Annotated in this window: 14 protein-coding genes; 3 read left to right on the top strand and 11 right to left on the bottom strand. The window is 58.3% G+C overall.

The genetic code is table 11. From position 1 onward, the window contains the following. Window positions 1-54: 54 nt before the first annotated feature. From C8C98_RS11965 to C8C98_RS11955, 3 genes are all read right to left on the bottom strand, one after another. A complete protein-coding gene (locus C8C98_RS11965; RefSeq protein ID WP_121454462.1) occupies window positions 55-1512 on the bottom strand; it encodes an NCS1 family nucleobase:cation symporter-1 in 1458 nt (485 codons plus the stop codon). A gap of 233 nt (window positions 1513-1745) precedes the next feature. After that, window positions 1746-3053 carry an NAD-dependent dihydropyrimidine dehydrogenase subunit PreA gene (preA, locus tag C8C98_RS11960; protein ID WP_121454461.1) on the bottom strand — a complete coding sequence of 436 codons (1308 nt, stop codon included), beginning with the start codon at window positions 3051-3053 and terminating at the stop codon, window positions 1746-1748. Between the two features lie 52 nt (window positions 3054-3105). After that, window positions 3106-4473, bottom strand: coding sequence for an NAD(P)-dependent oxidoreductase (locus C8C98_RS11955; protein WP_121454460.1), 1368 nt, complete (start codon window positions 4471-4473; stop codon window positions 3106-3108). A 287-nt stretch (window positions 4474-4760) separates the two neighbouring features. Between C8C98_RS11955 and C8C98_RS11950 the strand changes: the two genes are divergently transcribed. The 3 genes from C8C98_RS11950 to C8C98_RS11940 all read left to right on the top strand — a co-directional run bounded on the left by C8C98_RS11950 (window position 4761) and on the right by C8C98_RS11940 (window position 9509). Next, window positions 4761-5483, top strand: coding sequence for a TetR family transcriptional regulator C-terminal domain-containing protein (locus C8C98_RS11950; protein WP_121454459.1), 723 nt, complete (start codon window positions 4761-4763; stop codon window positions 5481-5483). A 160-nt stretch (window positions 5484-5643) separates the two neighbouring features. Further along, window positions 5644-7653, top strand: a complete 2010-nt coding sequence (locus C8C98_RS11945; RefSeq protein ID WP_121454458.1) for a tetratricopeptide repeat protein — start codon at window positions 5644-5646, stop codon at window positions 7651-7653. Window positions 7654-7673: 20 nt separating this feature from the next. Further along, on the top strand, window positions 7674-9509 hold the full coding sequence (locus tag C8C98_RS11940) for a glycosyltransferase (RefSeq protein WP_121454457.1): 1836 nt from the start codon (window positions 7674-7676) through the stop codon (window positions 9507-9509). 62 nt (window positions 9510-9571) lie between these two features. On the opposite strand, the gene C8C98_RS11935 is transcribed toward C8C98_RS11940, so the two are convergent. Genes C8C98_RS11935 through C8C98_RS21565 form a run of 8 tightly spaced genes read right to left on the bottom strand, consistent with a single transcriptional unit; the run spans window position 9572 to window position 18959 of the window. Further along, complete coding sequence (locus tag C8C98_RS11935) at window positions 9572-10705, bottom strand: acyltransferase (RefSeq protein ID WP_121454456.1); 1134 nt, start codon at window positions 10703-10705, stop codon at window positions 9572-9574. 10 nt (window positions 10706-10715) lie between these two features. Further along, window positions 10716-11795, bottom strand: coding sequence for a glycosyltransferase (locus C8C98_RS11930; RefSeq protein ID WP_121454455.1), 1080 nt, complete (start codon window positions 11793-11795; stop codon window positions 10716-10718). Then, window positions 11792-12934: a glycosyltransferase gene (locus C8C98_RS11925; RefSeq protein WP_121454454.1), complete on the bottom strand. Its 1143-nt coding sequence runs from the start codon at window positions 12932-12934 to the stop codon at window positions 11792-11794. Before C8C98_RS11925 ends, C8C98_RS11930 begins: the two co-directional genes overlap by 4 nt. Window positions 12935-12938: 4 nt before the next feature. After that, complete coding sequence (locus tag C8C98_RS11920; protein WP_147436365.1) at window positions 12939-14093, bottom strand: glycosyltransferase; 1155 nt, start codon at window positions 14091-14093, stop codon at window positions 12939-12941. A 6-nt stretch (window positions 14094-14099) separates the two neighbouring features. After that, on the bottom strand, window positions 14100-15986 hold the full coding sequence (gene asnB / locus C8C98_RS11915) for an asparagine synthase (glutamine-hydrolyzing) (protein WP_121454452.1): 1887 nt from the start codon (window positions 15984-15986) through the stop codon (window positions 14100-14102). Between the two features lie 2 nt (window positions 15987-15988). Further along, the gene (locus C8C98_RS11910) at window positions 15989-17065 is read right to left on the bottom strand and encodes a glycosyltransferase (protein WP_121454451.1); all 1077 of its coding nucleotides are present in this window, start codon (window positions 17063-17065) and stop codon (window positions 15989-15991) included. Continuing rightward, on the bottom strand, window positions 17062-17925 hold the full coding sequence (locus C8C98_RS11905; RefSeq protein ID WP_121454450.1) for an NAD(P)-dependent oxidoreductase: 864 nt from the start codon (window positions 17923-17925) through the stop codon (window positions 17062-17064). Before C8C98_RS11905 ends, C8C98_RS11910 begins: the two co-directional genes overlap by 4 nt. Beyond that, a complete protein-coding gene (locus tag C8C98_RS21565) occupies window positions 17922-18959 on the bottom strand; it encodes a glycosyltransferase (protein WP_158600166.1) in 1038 nt (345 codons plus the stop codon). The genes C8C98_RS11905 and C8C98_RS21565 overlap by 4 nt, the downstream gene beginning before the upstream one ends. Window positions 18960-19184 lie beyond the last annotated feature (225 nt).

The raw sequence follows: 19184 nt of genomic DNA, 5'->3' as shown, positions 1-19184 counted from the left end.
TCTCCTTCTAAGTGGGCAGTAAAGCAGTCAATGCAAGCAGTTCAATGAAACGGCTCATTGCTTCTTGGCTGTGACGTAGTAATAGGTGCCTGCCACGGCCAGGCTGAAGAACCAGCCAAAGTCAAACAGCGACAGGAGCAACGGGGCCACCGAAGCCTTGTCGATCACGCCCGACACGGCGAGGTAGCCTGGCAAGCAGGGCAACACCGCCAAGGCAAATGCCACCAGCGCGTGGAGGTTCCAGCCGTTGGAGTATTCGTAGTCACCGCCACGGCGGTACAGGTCGTCCACCTTCAACTCGGTCTTTCGCACCAAGTAGTAGTCCACCAACAAGATGCCCGCAATGGCGCCCAGCAGCGTGCCGTAGCCGCCCAGCCAAGTGAACAGGTAGCCGCCCGATGTGGCCAGCAGCTTCCAGGGCATGAACAGCAAGCCGATGAGAGCGGCGATCATGCCGCCCATGCGAAAGCTGATCTTCGACGGCGCGCACTGGCTGAAGTCATACGAAGGCGACACCAGGTTGGCCGCCACATTGGTCGTAAGGTTGGCCAACAAAATCACCAGCAAGCCAATACCGGCGGCCACGCTGCCCATCTGCGTGAGCAGGCCATCGGGGAACAGCTGCGCCTTGCCGTACAGGATGGCCGAGGCGGAGAAGCCAATCACGCCCACCATGGAGAACAGCGCCATGGGAATGGGCAGGCCAATCGCCTGGCCCAGAGTCTGCTCACGCTGCGACTTGGCAAAGCGTGTGAAGTCCGGAATGTTGAGCGCCAGCGTGGCCCAAAAGCCCACCAGCCCGGTGAGCGCGGCCCAGGTCTTGGGCCCACCCTCGACCACCTTGGCAGGCAGGTTAAAGAGCTGACCTGATGGCACCTTCATCATCAGCACCACCACCAACAGCACCGAGGCGCCAATCATCAACGGCGCGGCAATCACTTCGAGCATGCGGATGGATTCAGGCCCCTTCCAGATGAACCAGATGTGCACCGCCCAAAAAGCCAAGAAGCACATGAACTGCGAGGTGCTGATGGTCTGCCCATCGGCAGGGCCTGCGAGGTTCATGCCCAGAATGTTGAGAAACCCGTGCAGCGCCAGCGCCCCAAAGTAGCAGTTGATGGAAAACCAACCACACGCCACCAGGCCGCGCAACACAGCAGGCAAGTTGGCGCCCTTCACACCAAACGAAGCCCGCGCCAGCACCGGAAACGGCACGCCATATTTGGGGCCCACGCGGCCAATCAACACCATGGGCACCAACACGATGCAGTTGGCCACGAACACCAGCCATACGGCCATTTGCCAGGTAAAGCCCTGGTCCAGCATGGAGCTGGCCATGGTGTAAGTGGGCACACAAACCACCATACCCACCCACAGGGCGGCAAAGTCCTTCCAGCCCCAGTGGCGCTGCGCGGGGGTGGTGGGTAGCAAATCTTCGTTGGCCAGCGGATTGCCCGCTGCACTGGGCACATGCCCTGCCATGGGGGCCGCGATGCCTGAACTGTTTGTCATGCCGGAACTCCTGTCAAAGACCTCAGAGGGTTTGCACAAAACCCGCGCTGCACACCGGCAGCCCACGGGGGAAAACGAAACCGATACCGCAGTGCCCCACGCAAGAACTACACCAGAGACAAAGGCACTGGCAAGGCACTGGCAAGGCGGCTGGCGTGGCGCGCAGCCAGCGCAGCCGGGCTGCGCCCCCTGCGCTGGCGAAGCATGCGCCGCTGGATAGACGCAAGCTCAGGTTACGCTGCCACGCGCATCGGGTTGTTCGCGTGCGTGGTCCAGTTGGCGTATTCGCCGGTCACCTTTTTGCCGGTGCGCACGTCCACCTCACCGGGCTCCAACGCCCGCATGGTGATGCATTCGGGCACCGGGCAAATCGACACGCACAGGTTGCAGCCCACGCACTCTGCCTCGTTGATCTCGAACTTGCGCACGCCGCCTTCTTTGGTAAAGGTGATGGCTTGGTGCGAGGTGTCTTCACACACCACATGGCAGCGGCCACACTGGATGCATGCGTCCTGGTTGATGACGGCTTTTTCAATGTGGTTGAGGTTGAGGTTCTTCCAGTCCTTCACGGTAGGCACGGCCTGGCCCTTGAAGTCGTCCAGCGTGGCGTATCCATGGTCGTCCATGAAGTTCGACAGCCCGTCGCACATGTCCTGCACGATCTTGAAGCCATACACCATGGCGGCGGTGCACACCTGCACCGTGCCGCAGCCCAGGGCAATGTATTCAGCCGCATCGCGCCAGGTGGTAATGCCGCCAATGCCGCTGATGGGCAGGCCGGCCGTCTGCGCATCGCGCGCAATCTCCGCCACCATGTTGAGCGCAATGGGCTTGACGGCGGGGCCGCAATAGCCGCCGTGCGAGCCCCAGCCGTCAGTGCTCGGGCTCATCACCATGCGGTCCAGGTCCACACCCATGATGGAGTTGATGGTGTTGATGAGCGACACCGCATCCGCCCCGCCCGCCTTAGCCGCACGCGCTGGCTGGCGCACGTCGGTGATGTTGGGGGTGAGCTTCACGATGACCGGCAGCTTGCTGTAGTGCTTGCACCAGGCGGTGACCATCTGAATGTATTCAGGCACCTGGCCCACCGCCGCACCCATGCCGCGCTCGCTCATTCCGTGAGGGCAGCCGAAGTTGAGTTCGATGCCGTCGGCGCCGGTGTCTTCGACGAGGGGAAGAATGCTCTTCCAGCTCTCTTCCACGCAGGGCACCATCAGCGAGACGATCATCGCGCGGTCGGGCCAGTTGCGCTTGACGCGCTTGATCTCTTCGAGGTTGGTGTGCAGCGGCCGGTCGGTGATCAGCTCGATGTTGTTCAGGCCAATCACACGCCGGTCTTGCGACATGAGTGTGGAGTAGCGCGGGCCGTTGACGTTGACCACCGAGGGGTCTTCGCCCAGCGTCTTCCACACCACGCCGCCCCAGCCAGCCTCGAAGGCGCGGGTGACGTTGATCTCTTTGTCGGTGGGTGGTGCGGAGGCCAGCCAGAAGGGATTGGGGCTTTGGATGCCCAGAAAATTGCTGCGAATGTCTGCCATGGGGTGCTCCCGTGTGTTGTGCGGTGTTGCGGGGTGGTGCTGCCGCTGCGGGTCAGGCCGCCATGGCGACGGGAGCCGTCAGCGCGGCGTGGATGGAGACAGCGGCGACCTTGCCGTGCTCGACCGCTTCGACCGTGAGGTCGCGGCCGCCCACGCGGCAGTCTCCACCGGCCCAAACACGCTGCAGGCTGGTCTGGCCTTCGGCATCGGTGACGATGCGCCCGCCTTCCAGCGCAATGCTCTTGCCCACAGGCTCAGCCACAAAGGTCTGGCCGATGGCCTTGAGCACCATGTCGGCATCCAGCGTGAACGTCTCGCCGGTTTCCACCAGCTTGCCGCCGCTCAGCGCCGTGGCGGCAAAACGCACGCCCTTCACTGCTCCGCCCTCGCTCAGCACCTCCTTGGGTGCAGCCCAGTGGCGGATGGTCACGCCGTTCGTCTGCGCCCATTGCTGCTCCACCGCCGATGCCGACATGGCGTCAGCGCCGCGGCGGTAGACAATGGTCACTTCTTGCGCACCCAGCTTGCGCGACTGCACGGCGGCGTCCACCGCTGTCATGCCGCCGCCAATCACCACCACGCGGCGGCCCACGGGCAGGGTGGAAAGATCGGTGCTCTGGCGCAGCTCGGCGATGAAGTCCACCGCGTTTCTCAAGCCAGTGGCCGCGGGCTCGGCCACGCCCAACGCATTCACACCTTGCAGGCCCAGGCCCAAAAACACGGCGTCGTACGCGCCCAGCAGGCTGTCGAGCGTGATGTCACGGCCCAGTTGCTGGCCGGTGCGCACCTCGATGCCGCCGATGGACAGCAGCCACTCCACTTCCTTCTGTGCAAAGTTGTGGGTGGTCTTGTAGCTGGCGAGGCCATATTCATTGAGACCGCCGAGCTTGGGGCGCGCCTCGAACAGCACCACGTCATGGCCGCGCACGGCCAGGCCATGCGCACAGGCCAGGCCTGCAGGGCCTGCACCCACCACGGCCACGCGCTTGCCGGTGGCGGCTGCGCGCTGGAACAGGGGTGCACCCGGCTGGGCAAAGAAAGCATCCGTAGCGTAGCGCTGCAGCGAGCCGATCTCCACCGGCTTGTCTTCGTTGGCGTTGCGCACGCAAGCCTGCTCGCACAGCACCTCGGTGGGACATACGCGGGCACACATCCCCCCCAGAGGGTTGGCCTCAAGGATGGCGCGGGCGGCGCCCCGGTTGTTGTCCTGCGCAATGCGGTGGATGAAAGAGGGGATGTCGATACCCGTGGGGCAGGCCGTGGCGCAAGGTGCGTCGTGGCAGTAGTAGCAGCGCTCGGCCTCGATCAGCGCCTGGGGGCGGGTGAGCGGCGGGTGCGCGTCGCTGAAGTTTGCGGCGTAGTCGGCCAGGTTCAGGCGAGCGGCATGAATGCCGCAGGCACGGCTTGCGGGTGTGTCCATCAGAGAGCCTCCGGAAGGTGGAGTGTGGGAGAGGGGTGGGGTGAGGGCAAAGCTGGCGCAGGGCGCCGCCGCTGCGTAACAGCCTGGCGCCAAAGCATGCCAGTGCTTGCAATTTCCGGAGGTTTCATCGTGGTCCTCGGTAGAGTGGCCGATGCCCGGCGTTTGAATCGCTCGGTGCTCGGCCAGTGGTTCAATTTACTCATCGGTAAAAATTTACCAATTGGTAAAATCCTTAGAGCAAAGCCTGTGCCAGCTTCTAGCGACCGCGCTTGTTCCACAATGGTGCAATGACAGCCGCACGCCCTCTTAAACCATCCCCAGCACACCAACGCACCGCCGCAGCCCAGCCCCCTGCCAACCCGTCAACCACAGAGCCCACCGCGCGAGCCCCTAAGCCATCACGCTTACTGAAAGAGCGCGGCATCCTCCAGCAAGCCCAGAGCCATTTCGCCCAGTTTGGGTTTGAGGGCGCATCCCTTGAGAACATTGCTGCTGCAGCGGGCTTGAGCCGACACAACCTGCTGTATTACTTTCCCAGCAAGGAGGCTCTGTACCAGCGCGTGCTGGACGACGTGCTGAACCAATGGCTGGCGGGTATGGACGACCTGTCGCACAGCAACGAGCCAGAGGCCGCCCTGCGCCAATACATCCAGGCCAAACTGCGCTACTCACGCGAACACCCCGATGGCGCCAAGGTATTCACCAAAGAGGTGATTGCCGGTGCACCACGTTACGGCAAAGCCATTGCCGAGCGCGTTGGCCCCCGCCTCAAAGCCGAAGTGCGCACCTTCGAGCGCTGGGCCAAAGAAGGTCGCATCGCCAAGGTCAACTTCACCCACCTGATGTTCATCATCTGGTCAGTCACCCAGGCCTACGCCGACCAGGAGGCACAGTTTGCACTGCTGCTGGGAAAACCTGCACTGACGGAGAAGGACTATGAGAAGGCGGAGGCGTTGATCTGCCAATTGGTCTTGTCAGGACTACGCATCCAGACCCGACCCTGCACGTAGGAGCGGCCTCCTGCTCAGGCGCACACGCCTGCTCAGCGGTGACTTGGGAACTGTTAACCAAAGCCCCGCATGGCTTAGACTCGCTCCGACCCGTTTGCCTGCCTGTGACTGCCTGTGTAGCGCTGTCGGCAAACCCTGGCATTCTTCCTCAAAAATTCTTATGGCTACATCGCGCAAAGCAACCTACCTATTTGCCATTGCCCTTGTTTTGGCAGTGCTGGGCATTTACCTGCCCGGCATTCGCAATGATTTGCTGTTTGATGACTTGCGATTGAGCGATGGCACCATCTTTGGCGAATACGGCAGCCTGCTCCAATTCAAACAGCGGATGCTGTCGTACGGAAGCTTCGTTTGGCTGCAAAGTTTGTTCGGCGAAGGGTGGTGGAAACAGCGGTTTCTGAATATCGCTTTGCACCTGGGTACGGTCGCTTGCATATATGCGCTACTGAAAGCACTGCTGACCCAAGCCAAATTTCCGCAAGAGTTTGAGGATCAACCGCACTTTGAGGCATCCCGCACAGCCGCATTGCAGGTGGGTGTGGCACTGTTCGCACTGAACCCGGTCGCAGTCTACGCAGTAGGGTACTTGGTTCAGCGCTCTATCGTTATGGCGACATTGTTTGCGGTGCTGGCCTGCTGGCTCTTCGTTCGCGGCCTGCAAACGGGGCGCGCTGGCTGGTACGCAGGGGCTTTGGGTAGCTATGTGCTGGCCGTGCTGTCCAAAGAGTATGCCGTCATGACAGCTGCCATGGCCATGCCGCTGTACATCTACATCCGCCGCCCCGGCTGGAGGGCTATTGCTATTGTCGCCGGAGGCACTTTGCTGGTGTTGGCACTCGCTGCCGCTGCGTTTTTTGGCATTTATGGGGCAGTGCTGGGCAAGGTGTTTGACCCACGCTCTGCAGCATTGGTGCAGCAGCTGGAGGCCATGCGCCCCGGGATCACAGCCCAGATCTACCCCTTGAGTCTGTTGAACGAAGCGGCATTGTTTTTTGCATATGGCCTGCTGTGGTTTGTCCCCAACGTGCAGTGGATGTCAGTCGATCTGCGTCCGGCGTTTCCGCTGGGGTTTGCTTCGTGGGGACATTTGGCTGGTACCTTGGGCTACGTCTGCTTGCTTGGGGTAGCGATTTGGATGGTGGTACGCCGCAAAGATGCCCTGGGTTTGGCGGGTCTGATCCTGCTGTTCCCGCTGCTTTGGTTTGCAACCGAATTTGCCACGGTTTGGGTGCAAGACCCGTTTGTGCTGTACCGCAGTTATTTGTGGGCTGTGGCCGTCCCTGGCCTTGTTGCCATTGTGCTGACCGGCTTTAAGCCCAAGACGATTTACGCCGTGGGAGTCTTGATTGCGTTGATCTTTGGCGGATTGGCATTGGAGCGCAACCTCTCCCTCAGGGATGAAGGCACTGCCTGGGCTGATGCAGCCGAGAAGATCGACACCAAAGCCCCAGCCAATGCCGTTGGACGCAGCCGCCCATTCTTGAACCTGGGCGCCTATCACCTTGAAAAAGGATCCCTCGCATTGGCTGAGCGTGCCTTTCTGACGGCCGATGCCCTGGGGGACTTGGGCGGGAATGCTCGCTTCAATATTGGGGTCACGCTGCAACAGCAAAAGAAGCATGCAGAAGCGCTACAGGCGTTTGCCGCTGCACAGGCCAAGGGCTTCAGTGGGCAATCGCTGCACTACCACCGGGGCGAGTCGGCCTTCGCTCTAGGCCAATTCCCATTGGCGTTCGAGAGCTTTGGAGCAGCCCTGAAAGACGCGACCCAAGGAAACAACACCGATAAGAAAATGCAAGTATTGCTGTTGCAACGGCATGCTGATGCAGGCATTGCCGCCCAGCAATATGACGCAGCCATCAGCGACTTTGAAACCCTGCTGCAAATGAGCCCCAAACATCCCCGGCTCTTGCTGGGTATGGGCATGGCAATGGTTGGCAAGGGCGACACGCAAAAAGCAGTGCCACTGTTTGACGACCTAATCGCCTCTGCACCCAGTGCCCCTGCTTACTACGGAAGAGGCGTTGCGTTTTACCGTGCGGGCAAACTGAATGATGGCCTGAAAGATCTCGATGAGGCGATCAAGCTGGAGCCACGCAACGCGCAGTATCGGCAAGTGCGTGAGCAACTGACTTCTGCAATCAAGCCTGCCGGCAAGTCGAAGCCCTAAGCGACGCAAGCCGTTCCAGTATGGCCCTGCGTGTTCTTCATATCGGCAAATTCTTCCCTCCCTACATGGGGGGTATGGAAGTCTTTTTGTCCGACCTGATTGAAGCCCAGCGAGCACAGGGCATTGAGGCGTTTGCCCTGGTGCATGGCACGCCACGGCAAGACGACCCGCACTGGCTGGTGCGTGTGCCCGTACAGTTCAATTTGGTGTATGCCCCCATCGCCCTCGGTTTCAGATCTGCGCTTGGCAACGCCATCAGAGCGTTTCAGCCCGATGTGCTGCACCTGCACCTGCCTAACAACTCCGCACTGTGGGCATTGACACTGCCCGCTGCGCGCAAAACACCTTGCGTGGTGCATTGGCATTCGGACGTGGTGATGTCAGACATCAAATGGTCCGTTGCACTCGCCTATTTTTTATACCGCCCTTTCGAATACGCCGTACTCGACAGAGCACACATGGTGTTTGCGACGTCCCCCCCCTATCTTGAAGCGAGCCCACCTCTTCGGGATTGGAAGGAGAAGTGTCGGGTGGTTCCGCTCGGCGTCAAACTCCAAGAGCCCCTGCCATCCCCTAGATTGCGTGCAGAGCTGCAGTGGCGTAGCACCGCGCGATTGAAACTTCTATCTATAGGCCGACTGACCTACTACAAGGGCTTTGAGACACTGGTGCGCGCAGTGCAAGGCATGGTCGGCGTCGAACTGCTTATTGCCGGGGGTGGGGAGTTGCACGAGTCGCTTGAAGCACTCATCACAAGCACGACCCCAATGGGGTCAGTCCCTGCCGTCAGGTTATTGGGCAGCGTACGCGACGACGAAAAGCACGCTTTATTGGCGGGGTGCGATGTTTTCTGCCTTGCATCACGCGAGCGCACTGAGGCATTTGGGATCGTCTTGCTGGAGGCCATGATGCACATGCGCCCTTGCATCGTCACGGATCTTCCCGGCTCAGGCATGCCATGGGTCATTGCGAAAGCCCATGCGGGACTTCATGTTCCCATTGAAGATGTGGACAGCTGGCGCAGCACCATTGCACGACTACAACACGACTCCAAGATGCGCATGCAGTTCGGCGAAAACGGACACCAAGCGCTTTTGAAGTACTTCGACATCACTCAGTGCGAACGCGTGATTTCGCAACATTACAAGCATGTCACCCAAAGCAGCCGACTGACTCCTCGCGCCAATTCACGCTTGCTTGTTGTCATTTCTACGCGCAACCATGCCGCCAGTATTGAACACCTGATGCGCAGAGTGCGAGCGCTGGTGGAGGCGGATTTGCTGATCGTTGACAACCGAAGCACTGATGCCACTTGCCACATTGCAGAAACGGAAGGGGCCAAAGTTCTAAGCCCGCTGCTGACTATGACGAGCTGGGGCAGCCTGCAAACCGGCCTACGCTATGGCTTGGCCCAAGGATACTCAACGGTCATCACTATTGATGCGGAAAGCCGTTATGAGGTGGAAGAAATTAAAACACTTCTGAATCACCGGTATGAGGGAGACCTCGTCGTAGGCTCTTTCCCGGCGCGCATCAGTTGGATTCGACGACTCGCTTGGCAGTGGTTTCGCTGGATTACAGGATTTGCGCTACGGGATTTTGTATCCGGCTTCAGGCTCTATAACCTTCGCTCACTGGAGGCCGCCACCTCGACAGAGGCCACTTTGCTCGACTATCAGGACATCGGAACGCTATTGCTCCTCCGGCGCCGTGGTCTTCGCATTGCAGAAGTAGCGCTGTCCATGCAGACCTTGAAGGTGGACAAATCGAAGATTTTTCAATCTTGGGCGAACGCCGTTCGATACATAGCCGTATCGTCTCTGCTATCCATTGCGCACTGGCGCTCCAAGTCTTAATTGTTGACTCGGCGGTAGGACATTGCGAGAACTGCATGCGCAGTTCGATGGCATCCCGTCAATTAGACGGGCACCGTCCGCGCGGCGCCTTGCCACCGTTGTGCGAGAACGCGGCCTCGTTCGCGCAACGGCTTTTCAATGAGTTGATAAGACATTTCGGCAGCGACAAAGATCAACACTATCGTTCCGAATATCTGGTAGTCCATTATTTTCTGAGGTGCCCAATGGGTTCCCAGAAGCGAATCCGCACTGAGAAGCAAAAAAGCGACCGGAATATGGCACAAGTAAATCGCATACGAGCGCTTACCCAGATAGCCAAAGACATTTCCTGCCCAGGTGCGGAATTCAAAAGCCTTGAGTTGCAGCACTGAAATTGCAACGATCAAGCAACAAAAAATATCCAATACCCCCACCATGCACCATACGCCGCGCATGTGAACAGGTATGACCATGATCGCAAGAAGCAGCAAAATTTGAACGGTAAATAGCACTTGCGACCTATTTCCCAATCTTCCCCTTACATTCAAATAGTGGCTTGTGAACGTCCAAAGATAGATAAAGTAACCCAGTATCAAAGCGTCATATCTCACCATGAATATTATTTTTGACTGATCGACGGGACGAGGAAGCAGAAGTTGGACAACTGCTGCCACCAGAAAAACGGCAAACACCTTTTTTCTTGGCAAGAAGACCAGCAGGAGTGGAAAGATAATATAAAACTGCTCCTCTATCGAAAGCGACCAATAAATTGACAGCTGCGGAATCACATCAAAAATCAGATATATATTCTCCACAGAGAGAATGGATGCCCAAAAATGCCATATGACTTTTGAAACATCTCCAAATTTACCAACCCCCTGAAAATACCAACTAAAGAAGAGAACGACAGCCGCCCAGAAAAAAGCCTGCGGAAATATTCTGAAAAATCGTTTTACAAAGAAAACCTTAAGCCCATCGGCGTTGGCGCTCCATCCATCGCCAACGAGCAACAAGGCATGCAGTTGCTTGGAGATGACAAAACCGGATATGACGAAAAACAGATCCACGCCACCCCAAAACTGGGCCACATTTTGAATGACATACGCATACCAATCATTATTTTCATGGGTAAAAAAACCCAGATGCGCCACCAATGTCATGACAATGGCCACGGCCCTAAGGTTGTCAACCTCTTTAATATGGTGATTCGAACTCATTAATTACCTGCTATCTCAAATGCTTTTTCATTGATTGAATGAACTGCTTTTCGCTGAACAATACCGCTCGCCGTCGGCACAGTTCCGAGAGCGTAGGCCCCACAGAAATTTCCATTTCTTCCACCGCGTCGATCAGCGCTTCGATGCTGGGCGGCGGATTCAATAGCAGTCCAGTCTCTGCCGGAACGACTGTTTCCAACAACCCCCCTTCGGCCACACCGATCACGGGTTTGCCTGCAGCCATGGCCTCCACGGGAGACATGCCAAAGTCCTCGTCCACCGGCAGGTAAATCACGCAGCGAGCGTTGCCCACCCAGCGCCGCAGCGCGTCATCGGCCTGCCAGCCGGTGAACCGGATGTTGGGCGCCACTCCGGCGATCGCTTTCAATCGCTCCAGCTCCGGCCCGCCAGAGAGCACAACCAGGGAGCGCTCGGGCATCTGAAGGAAAGCCCGCACAATCACATCCACCCGCTTGTTGGGCACCAGTCGTGCGGTAGAGAGGTAATAGCCCTCATCGGCCAAAAACCGAAAGTGCTGTGTGGCCACGGGGGGGTAGACCACCTCGGCATCCAACCCTATATACCGCTGGAGCCGTGCGCGAACGTTCTCCGAGTTCACAAAAATGCGATCCATTCGGCCGATGGCCGCTTCGTACTGCTTGCGAAACCACCGCACGAAGATTGCGTAGAACGGCCGAAGCCACCACGGAAAACCCGCCAGCGTGCTGTCGTACAGGTCGTAGGCGAATCGGGGGATGGTGTGGCAATAGTAAAAGCGCCGGCCAGACCGCTGCTGGTAGACCGCCAGCGGGGCATAGAAACCGCTGTAGAGCACGGTGTGGGCATCGTGCAACCGTCCGGCCCGAAACCGGAAGCACCACATGCTTTCCCAAATACGGGGAAGGCACACAGACCAGCCACCCCGCAACTCCTGCACTTGGGCAGAGGAGGCATCCAGCAAGGGTTGGGCGTCCGGGTAGGACCGGCTGACCAGGGTCTGAAAGTCCGGAAAGGCCTCAGCCAGCGTGAGCGTGACCCGCTCCGCGCCTCCGGCCACCTGGATGAAGTCGTAGAGAAGGTAGTTTTTCATGCCAGCAACATCTCCAGACGGGCCAGCATGGTCTGTGCGCGCGCACTCCAGTCGTGGGCTTGCACGAAGTCTTTCACGAAGCTCGCAGGGCGAACCTGCGCCTGCTCCCGGGCCTGAACGATGGCATCAGCGAATGTCCGTGCATCGTTGCCATAGCAGGCCAGGTCACCCATCCCATGGCGCATCGCGCCCAAATCCGTGCTGGCCACACCCAATCCCGCTGCGATGTACTCATAAAACTTCAAGGGACGCTCGACATAGCGCATGCGTCCATCGGCCTCGCAAAAAGGAATCAGGCCCACTTCATGGCTTTGGAGAACCGCTGGCAGTTCCGCACGGCCAACGCTACCGCGCCATTGGAGGTTGGGCGGCCATCCGTGCTGCGGGGGCGTACCAGGGGCGTACACCGCAAAGGTCCAATCGGGAAGCAAGCGCGCGGTCTGGGCGAGCAAGCCGGTGTCCAGCCAAGCCGTGAGCCCGCCGACATAGACCGCGCTGCGCGGCTGTCGCGCCACCGGGCTTTGCGTGGCTGGCATCAAAAGACGGGCCTCTACCCCATTGGGAATGTGCACCACCTCACCCTGGGGGTTCAGCGCACGGGCATATTCCATTAGGGGTTCAGAGACGGCCCACACTTCATTGAAATCGGGGCCACCCACCATGGACCCGAGCGCGTTGATGAGCACCGGGTGCAGATCGCGAGCGAACCCCTGCGGCCAATCGTTGAGGCGGCAGATCTTGGCGCGGGCCGTGATCTGGTGCAGCAGCAACATGTTGGGTGCGACATCGGCGATGCATGCATCGAACGGCCCGTCGCGCAATGGCGACGGGCAGCGTCGGCCATACGCCGCCAATTGCCAAGGCCAACGCAGAAAAAGCCGATGCGCGGGAAACATCGATTGAAGGCTCCACTCGGTGAGACCTTGCGAAATGCCCACTGCTCGCTGCAGCATCCCATGTCCCCATGCTCTCGACAGCCGGGCATGGCGCTGGCGGCCCACCACGTCCAGCGGAGAGGAGAGCGTGGGCACATAGTCGACCGACCAGCCCGCCGCCGCCAACGCGTGCGCCAGATGCTGAGAACCCACCTTGGTGCCGCCGTCGATGAATGACTGGGTTCCGAGAACAATCGCACGCATGGCGTCAATGCACCGGGCAGGCACGGTCGGCCAGCAAGCCGCGCACCTCGTCACGAAGCCATTGGCGAGTGGCCGCCGCATTGAACCGCTGGCTGGCCAAGTCCGAAGCGCGCTTCATGGCATCGATGTCCTGGGGTGTGAGGCGCGAGAGATGCGCGGCCAGGTCTGCTGCCTCGAAACTGCCGCTGACCACGCCGCAACCAAGCTCGGTCACCAGCGCTTGCATCTCAGGCGACGGACCGATGGCGATGGCCAGGCGCGCCTGCATGAATTCGAAGAACTTGTTGGGCAGTGCATGCAGGTAATTGAAATTGGTAGGGGGCAACAGGAAGAGGCCGATGTCATAGCCATTGGTGTGCGCGGCGATGTCGCGCATGGCCACAGGTGGAATGAACCGGATGCGCGAATGCGGGGCCGCCCGATGCTTCAACGCGGCGAGGTAATCTGGATCTTGCGCCATCAGCATCAGGTCGAGGCTGAAGCGATCGTCCAGATGGTCCATAAGGTCGATCATCACCTCGATCTTGCGCGAGGCGATGGCTGCACCGTGGTGAATCAGCCGAATGCGGTCGGCATGCGTTGGCTGTACCGACAAGCTCTGTCGCTCAGGGCAATTTGGCATGACGGATACCGGGACGCCGTAGCACCGCTGGTACTCGCGTGCGATGCCTGTGCACACGGTGCTCATGCGAGCTACACGCGGCAGCGCATCACGGCAGGTGGCGTCGAAGAAAGGCCCCAGCAACGTGCGCCACGTCCAAATGTCTTCGAACTCTCGCGGGGCATACTCATGCGCGTCTAGCCACACGGGGGCACTGCCCGCCAGCCTCAGTGCCATCGGCAAGGCCATCACATCGTTGGCCAATACCAAGTCGAAACCCGCTGGCACCTGCGCTGCGGCCTTCTCCAGCGCACGAATCTGAGGGTGCTGCCAGTAATAGGTGCTGTAGCGGCGAAAAGCCAACCGCAATGCATTGCGTAAAACGACAATGCGACTCGCTTGCGGCTGCTCTACGGAGGTGAAATGAAACACACCAGACGGGTGCTCCCCGAAGCCCATCACATGAACCTCATGCTCCGCGCTCAACGCCTCGTACTGGCGCATCACACGGGGGTCAGATGCGATAGGCGAAAGCGATAACAACAGCAGACGGGCCACAACAGTTCACCTCGCGAAGTGCTGAGCATGCCAGCGCGTGAAATTGATCCAGCGCCACACCTGCCAACTGAACGGACGCTGGCCCGCAACGACTTGATCGAAAGCCTTCAGCACTTCATTCTGACGGAAGAACGGCAAATTCAGCGGATACCGCAGCCACTCTCGCACCTGCGGCGCCACCTGCAAAAGCCATGCTTGCTCGGGCGTGGCAAAGCCGATCTTGTCCCGACGATCCAGCACATCCTGCGGCACTAAGCCACGCATCGCTCGGCGCAGCAGATGCTTGGTTTCGCCTTGGGGTGACACCAAATATTCCTCCGGCAGCGTCAGTAAAAAGTCGGCCAGTTCCGTCGTCAAAAACGGTACACGACTCTCTACTGAAAACCGCATGGAATTGCGGTCACCGTGGCGAAGCAGGCCTGGCAATCCAACGCCGTGCAACGAGCGGGCCAACTCTGCCACCAGCCGGCGACCAGGGGCCGTCTGAGGTGGCAATTCGCGTGGAAAACGCAGCGCCACGCCTGCATCGGCCAATACATGTCCATCCAACCAAGGCGGACAGGCCTTCGCACCGTTCAAGCTGCGCAGCGTTTGGTAGGCGGAATCGCTGGTGTATTCCGCTACTGCAGCCTTGAATCCGTCCAGCGACGCCCTACCAGGCCAACGCCCCCAATCCCGCAAGAATGCAGCCGCACCCAGCCACTGCCCTTCGTCCAGGAGACTGCGTACGCGCGGCCCAGGATAGCCGACATAACCGCCGCACAGTTCATCCGCGCCTTGTCCATCGAGCGTCACGGTCACACCGTGCTCCCGTGCCAGCTGAAACACCCGGTATTGGGCATAAATGCTGGTGCTACCGAAGGGCTCACCCTGCGTCGCGATCATGTCGTCCAGGTCGGCTGCAAGCTCCTGCGGCGTGATGCTCAGCTTGTGCGACACCGCACCAACGTGCGCAGTCATACGGTCGACCCATTGCTCTTCCGAAACCGAGTCCCCGGCCGCAATGAAACTAAACGTGTGTATGGGCGCTTCGGGCTCGAGATGCCGCATGCAACCCACTATGGCGGAGGAATCGAGCCCCCCCGATAACGCGGCCCCTAGGGGTACATCGCTGCGAAGATGAAGCCGCACGCTGTCCAACAGATGGCCGCGAAGCGCCTGTGCCGCGTCGTCGATCGTCAGCCGCTGAGTTGGTGCAATCTTTGGTGCCCACCAGCGTTCAAGCACTAAGCTCTTGGAGCCCGGGTCGTAGGTGAAACGGTGTCCAGGTGGCAGCGCACGCACTTCGGCAAAGAAGGTGCGCTCGCCTGTGTCATAGGAACCATGCGCCAGATAGTCATAGGCGACCTGCCAGTCAAGTGCTGGCGTGAACGACCGCAATGCCTGGACCGCAGGAATCTCAGAGGCGAAACAAAAATTCCGATCATCCTTGTGGTAGTAGAGCGGCTTGATGCCAAAGGCATCGCGGGCCCCATGCAGCAAGTTCGTTTCGCGGTCGAAAATGACGAAGGCGAACATGCCGACAAACCGGGCAAGTGCAGCGCCCCCCCATTGGGCCCAAGCCTGCAGCAGCACTTCCGTGTCGGAGGCTGAGTGGAAATGACGGCCAAGAGATTGAAGTTCTGAACGAAGCTCGCGATAGTTGTAAATCTCTCCGTTGAAGACCAGCAAGAATCGCCCGTCCCGGCTCGCCATGGGCTGGTGTGCTGCATCTGTCAGGTCGATGACACTGAGACGGGTGTGCCCAAGGTGCATTTGGCCATCGGGTAACCACACGCTCGACAACCCATGATCGTCGGGGCCCCGGCGCCCCAACTTCGAAAGGCCCAGCTCGAGCCTCTCCTCAGCATTGTCGAGACGGCCAGCGCCATACAAACCAAGAATGCCGCACATGCTTATTTCGCCTTCAACGCTTCTTCGTACTTGGCCACGGTCAATGAAGCGACATGAACGGGGTCATGCCACCTGCGGGCATATTCAAAGCAGGCTTCTGCGTATCCGGCTAACTTTGCGGGCGAATCCAATAACCCTTCAAGAACCTCTTCAATGGTGTTCGGATCTGCCTGAATGACGGCTTGCAAAAGCTCTTCGCGCATCGGTCCAGGCACCGCATGTGCATCCCGTGCATCTATCCGCACAACGACAGGCTTTCCCAGCATCATCGTTTCGACTGCGAATGCTCCATACCAGCCTATCAATAACTGGTCCACGACGACATCCGCGGCCCCATAGATTTCAAGCGCCTCGGCATGTGATTTACCCTCGACCAAAACAAGTTCGATGGCGTCGTGATGTCGCCTGTTAATTTGTTCCACCGCGTTCAGAAGAAACGCAGTGCCCTTGATTTCGCGATTGGTCGGGGCATGCGCGACACGCAGGCGGCGTCTGGCCTTATTCCTCAGTGGCCTCGCCTTCTCCACAATGGGCACGGCATATGGAAGGAATCCAGAACGCTGGTTTGGCAAAAAGGGGAGCAAGTCGGGATTCAACGCCCAGAGGTGCTGAGCATGGCGTTCCATCTTGATGATTCCAGCCTCGCGGCTCCTGTCGAGGGCTGGTCCGCAATCCCGGACGACGCAATGCTCACAGGCGCTAAAGCCACCTTTGGCCAGCGTGGGCAATTTCTGACGGGCATCGCACCCGTTATAGGTCGCAAACAAGGCCGCTGTGTCAGGGTAGAAAGGCAGTTCAAGGTGCTGCAGATTGATCCCGCGCATCGTGAACAATGACGAGCCCCAGTTGAAGTGAAATACGTCATAGCGCGCCCTCAGAGACAGGAACGCCTTGAGCAGGAGATACCACCTTCCCAATGCCGTACGGGAACCGCTGAGGTCGACGATCGAGTCGGCAGGGTAGTCCAGATAGGACGTCTGAGTCACCAAAGTATCGCTGTGCACGCCCAATGCCCGCTCGCCCCTGGAAAGGGCCCAGGCATTGTTGCCAATAGAGGTGGGAAGATGAAGAACCCTCATTGCGAGGCTTCTAGCACCTTTTGAATGCCCTCTTTAAATGGGGTCAGCGGAAGGGTGTAGTGAGAGCGGAAAAGGGACGTGTCCCCGATCAGATCCCCTGGCCGCTCACGATCGTTCACGGCCACCTGCGGCGAGGTACCAGCCACTTCGCCAATGATTTCCACCATCTGCCGGATCGAAAGCACTTCATCGCCTGCAAAGTTCATGACCGGCACACCGCGAATCCCAGCAACCATTTCGATGGCCCGCACAGTGTCATCGATATAGATGGGATTGGTTCTCAACCCTTCAGGCTGGGCCTCCGCTGCGGAGGGCTGGCGATCAACGGTCACGGTTTCACCCCGTTTCACGCGCGCTATGAGATTGGGGATGAGCTTGTCTGCTTGGCCGGGCCCGTACACGCCGAAAATCCTAAGGCACGTTAGGTCCATTCCACCGGCGGCCAGGCGCAAACCTTCCTCGCCCATTATTTTCGATAGCGAATACCAGTTCCCACGTTCCAGCGTGGAATGCTCTTTGAATGCATCAAAAGATGCTTGGTAGACGTTTCCCGTCGATGCGTAAATAAACTTGGAAACGTTCGATACCTGAGCAGCGATAGCAACATGGACCGCACTGACGCAATTGACCGCCAGAAGATGGGGGGCCCGCTGAGGCAACTGCCGATAGAACGGCGACTGAGCCAGATACACCACAACGTCAACCTGTGCCAAATCCAACTCGGGCAACAGTCCTGTGGTTGGGTCGATGCCTCCTGCCAGCGAGGAGCTAACCTTGTCGACAGAGTGCCCCTGTTTGACCAAATGCTCGCAAAGAAACCGACCTATATAACCACCAGACCCGACGACACAATATCTCATTTAGACACTCCAAGCTCTGTATATGCCTTGCCCAAGCGTTTGGCAAAAGCATCCATAGAATAATGCTTTTCAATAAAATTGCGACCCTGCAGGCCCCGATTGAGACGTTCCGACCGACTTGCATTCACCCATGATCGGAGCACCTCTTTGATGTTCTCCGGATTGGCATTAATAATGGGAGAGTTTTTTGCATCAATAAGATAGCGCTCCGGTTCGCGAATGAAACACACGACCGGCTTGCTCATGGCCATTGCCTCAAGAGCAAAAAACCCATGAAAACCCACCATAACTTGATCCACAATAATATCAGCCGTTTGGTAGATCTTGAGGGCCTGCTGATTTGGAACCCTCTCAACCAGCACGAGCTCCACAGCCAATCCTTCGGCAGATAATTCAGAAACAGCCGCCTCTATGAATCTCGTGCCCTTGAACATCCGATGGTTGGGAGCGTGGACAATCCGCACCAATGGTGGATTCAATTCAGAAACAGTCTGGATATTTTTATATTTTTCATCGACAATATCCAGCGGCCAGAAATATAGTGTGTTTACGCTTCCGGGAGTGTACTCAATCATGTCCCCCATCGAGAAAATTGCCACGCATTTATCTCGCGCATAGTCATATCGAGGTCGAAACAAGCCCTCATCACAGATACATGCTGAATTTTGAGCGGTGCAATCCGTGCAGCAGTTCGGGTCTCCCAGCGAACGGGTGATGCGCTGGGTGCGGCAATCTCCACCATAGGTCCACGCAAACACATCTACTGCCAACAATTTATAGGTGAAGAGCTCCAATTTGTTGAAGGATCGCATCTTTGCGTTCGGCAAGATACCCCCATCCAAATAAATATGAACACGATCAGCGATCAAACAAATGATCCAAAAAGCAATGTATCTATATTGCGTGTTAAAAACTCGCCCAAGAGGAAGCCTTTGAAGATCGAAATCGAATTTATTGGTGATGAAATAGGTATGAGCAACTACCGAATAAGACTTGGCACCTGTCAACCTCTCCGCGCTGGAGTTGATTGCCATATTTAGGATGGGTGCACCAGTCCAAATACTGACAGGCGCTTGCCCTCGCACCCACTTCAATGACATCCTCAGTGCCGCAATCAAGGGCAGCAAAAGAATAGAAACCGAATTGAGGAGAGAAATCATTCCTCCACGAAAAATATACATCGGCCAACCTAAAGATCCTGAATCGACACGAGCATCATGGCGATATAGCCACCTCTGCGGTCAATGAATAACTATTGC

This window comes from Acidovorax sp. 106, assembly GCF_003663825.1.
Lineage (GTDB): Bacteria > Pseudomonadota > Gammaproteobacteria > Burkholderiales > Burkholderiaceae_C > Acidovorax.
Note: the sequence above shows the minus strand (reverse complement) of the source record. Positions and strands in the feature narration are given on the sequence as shown.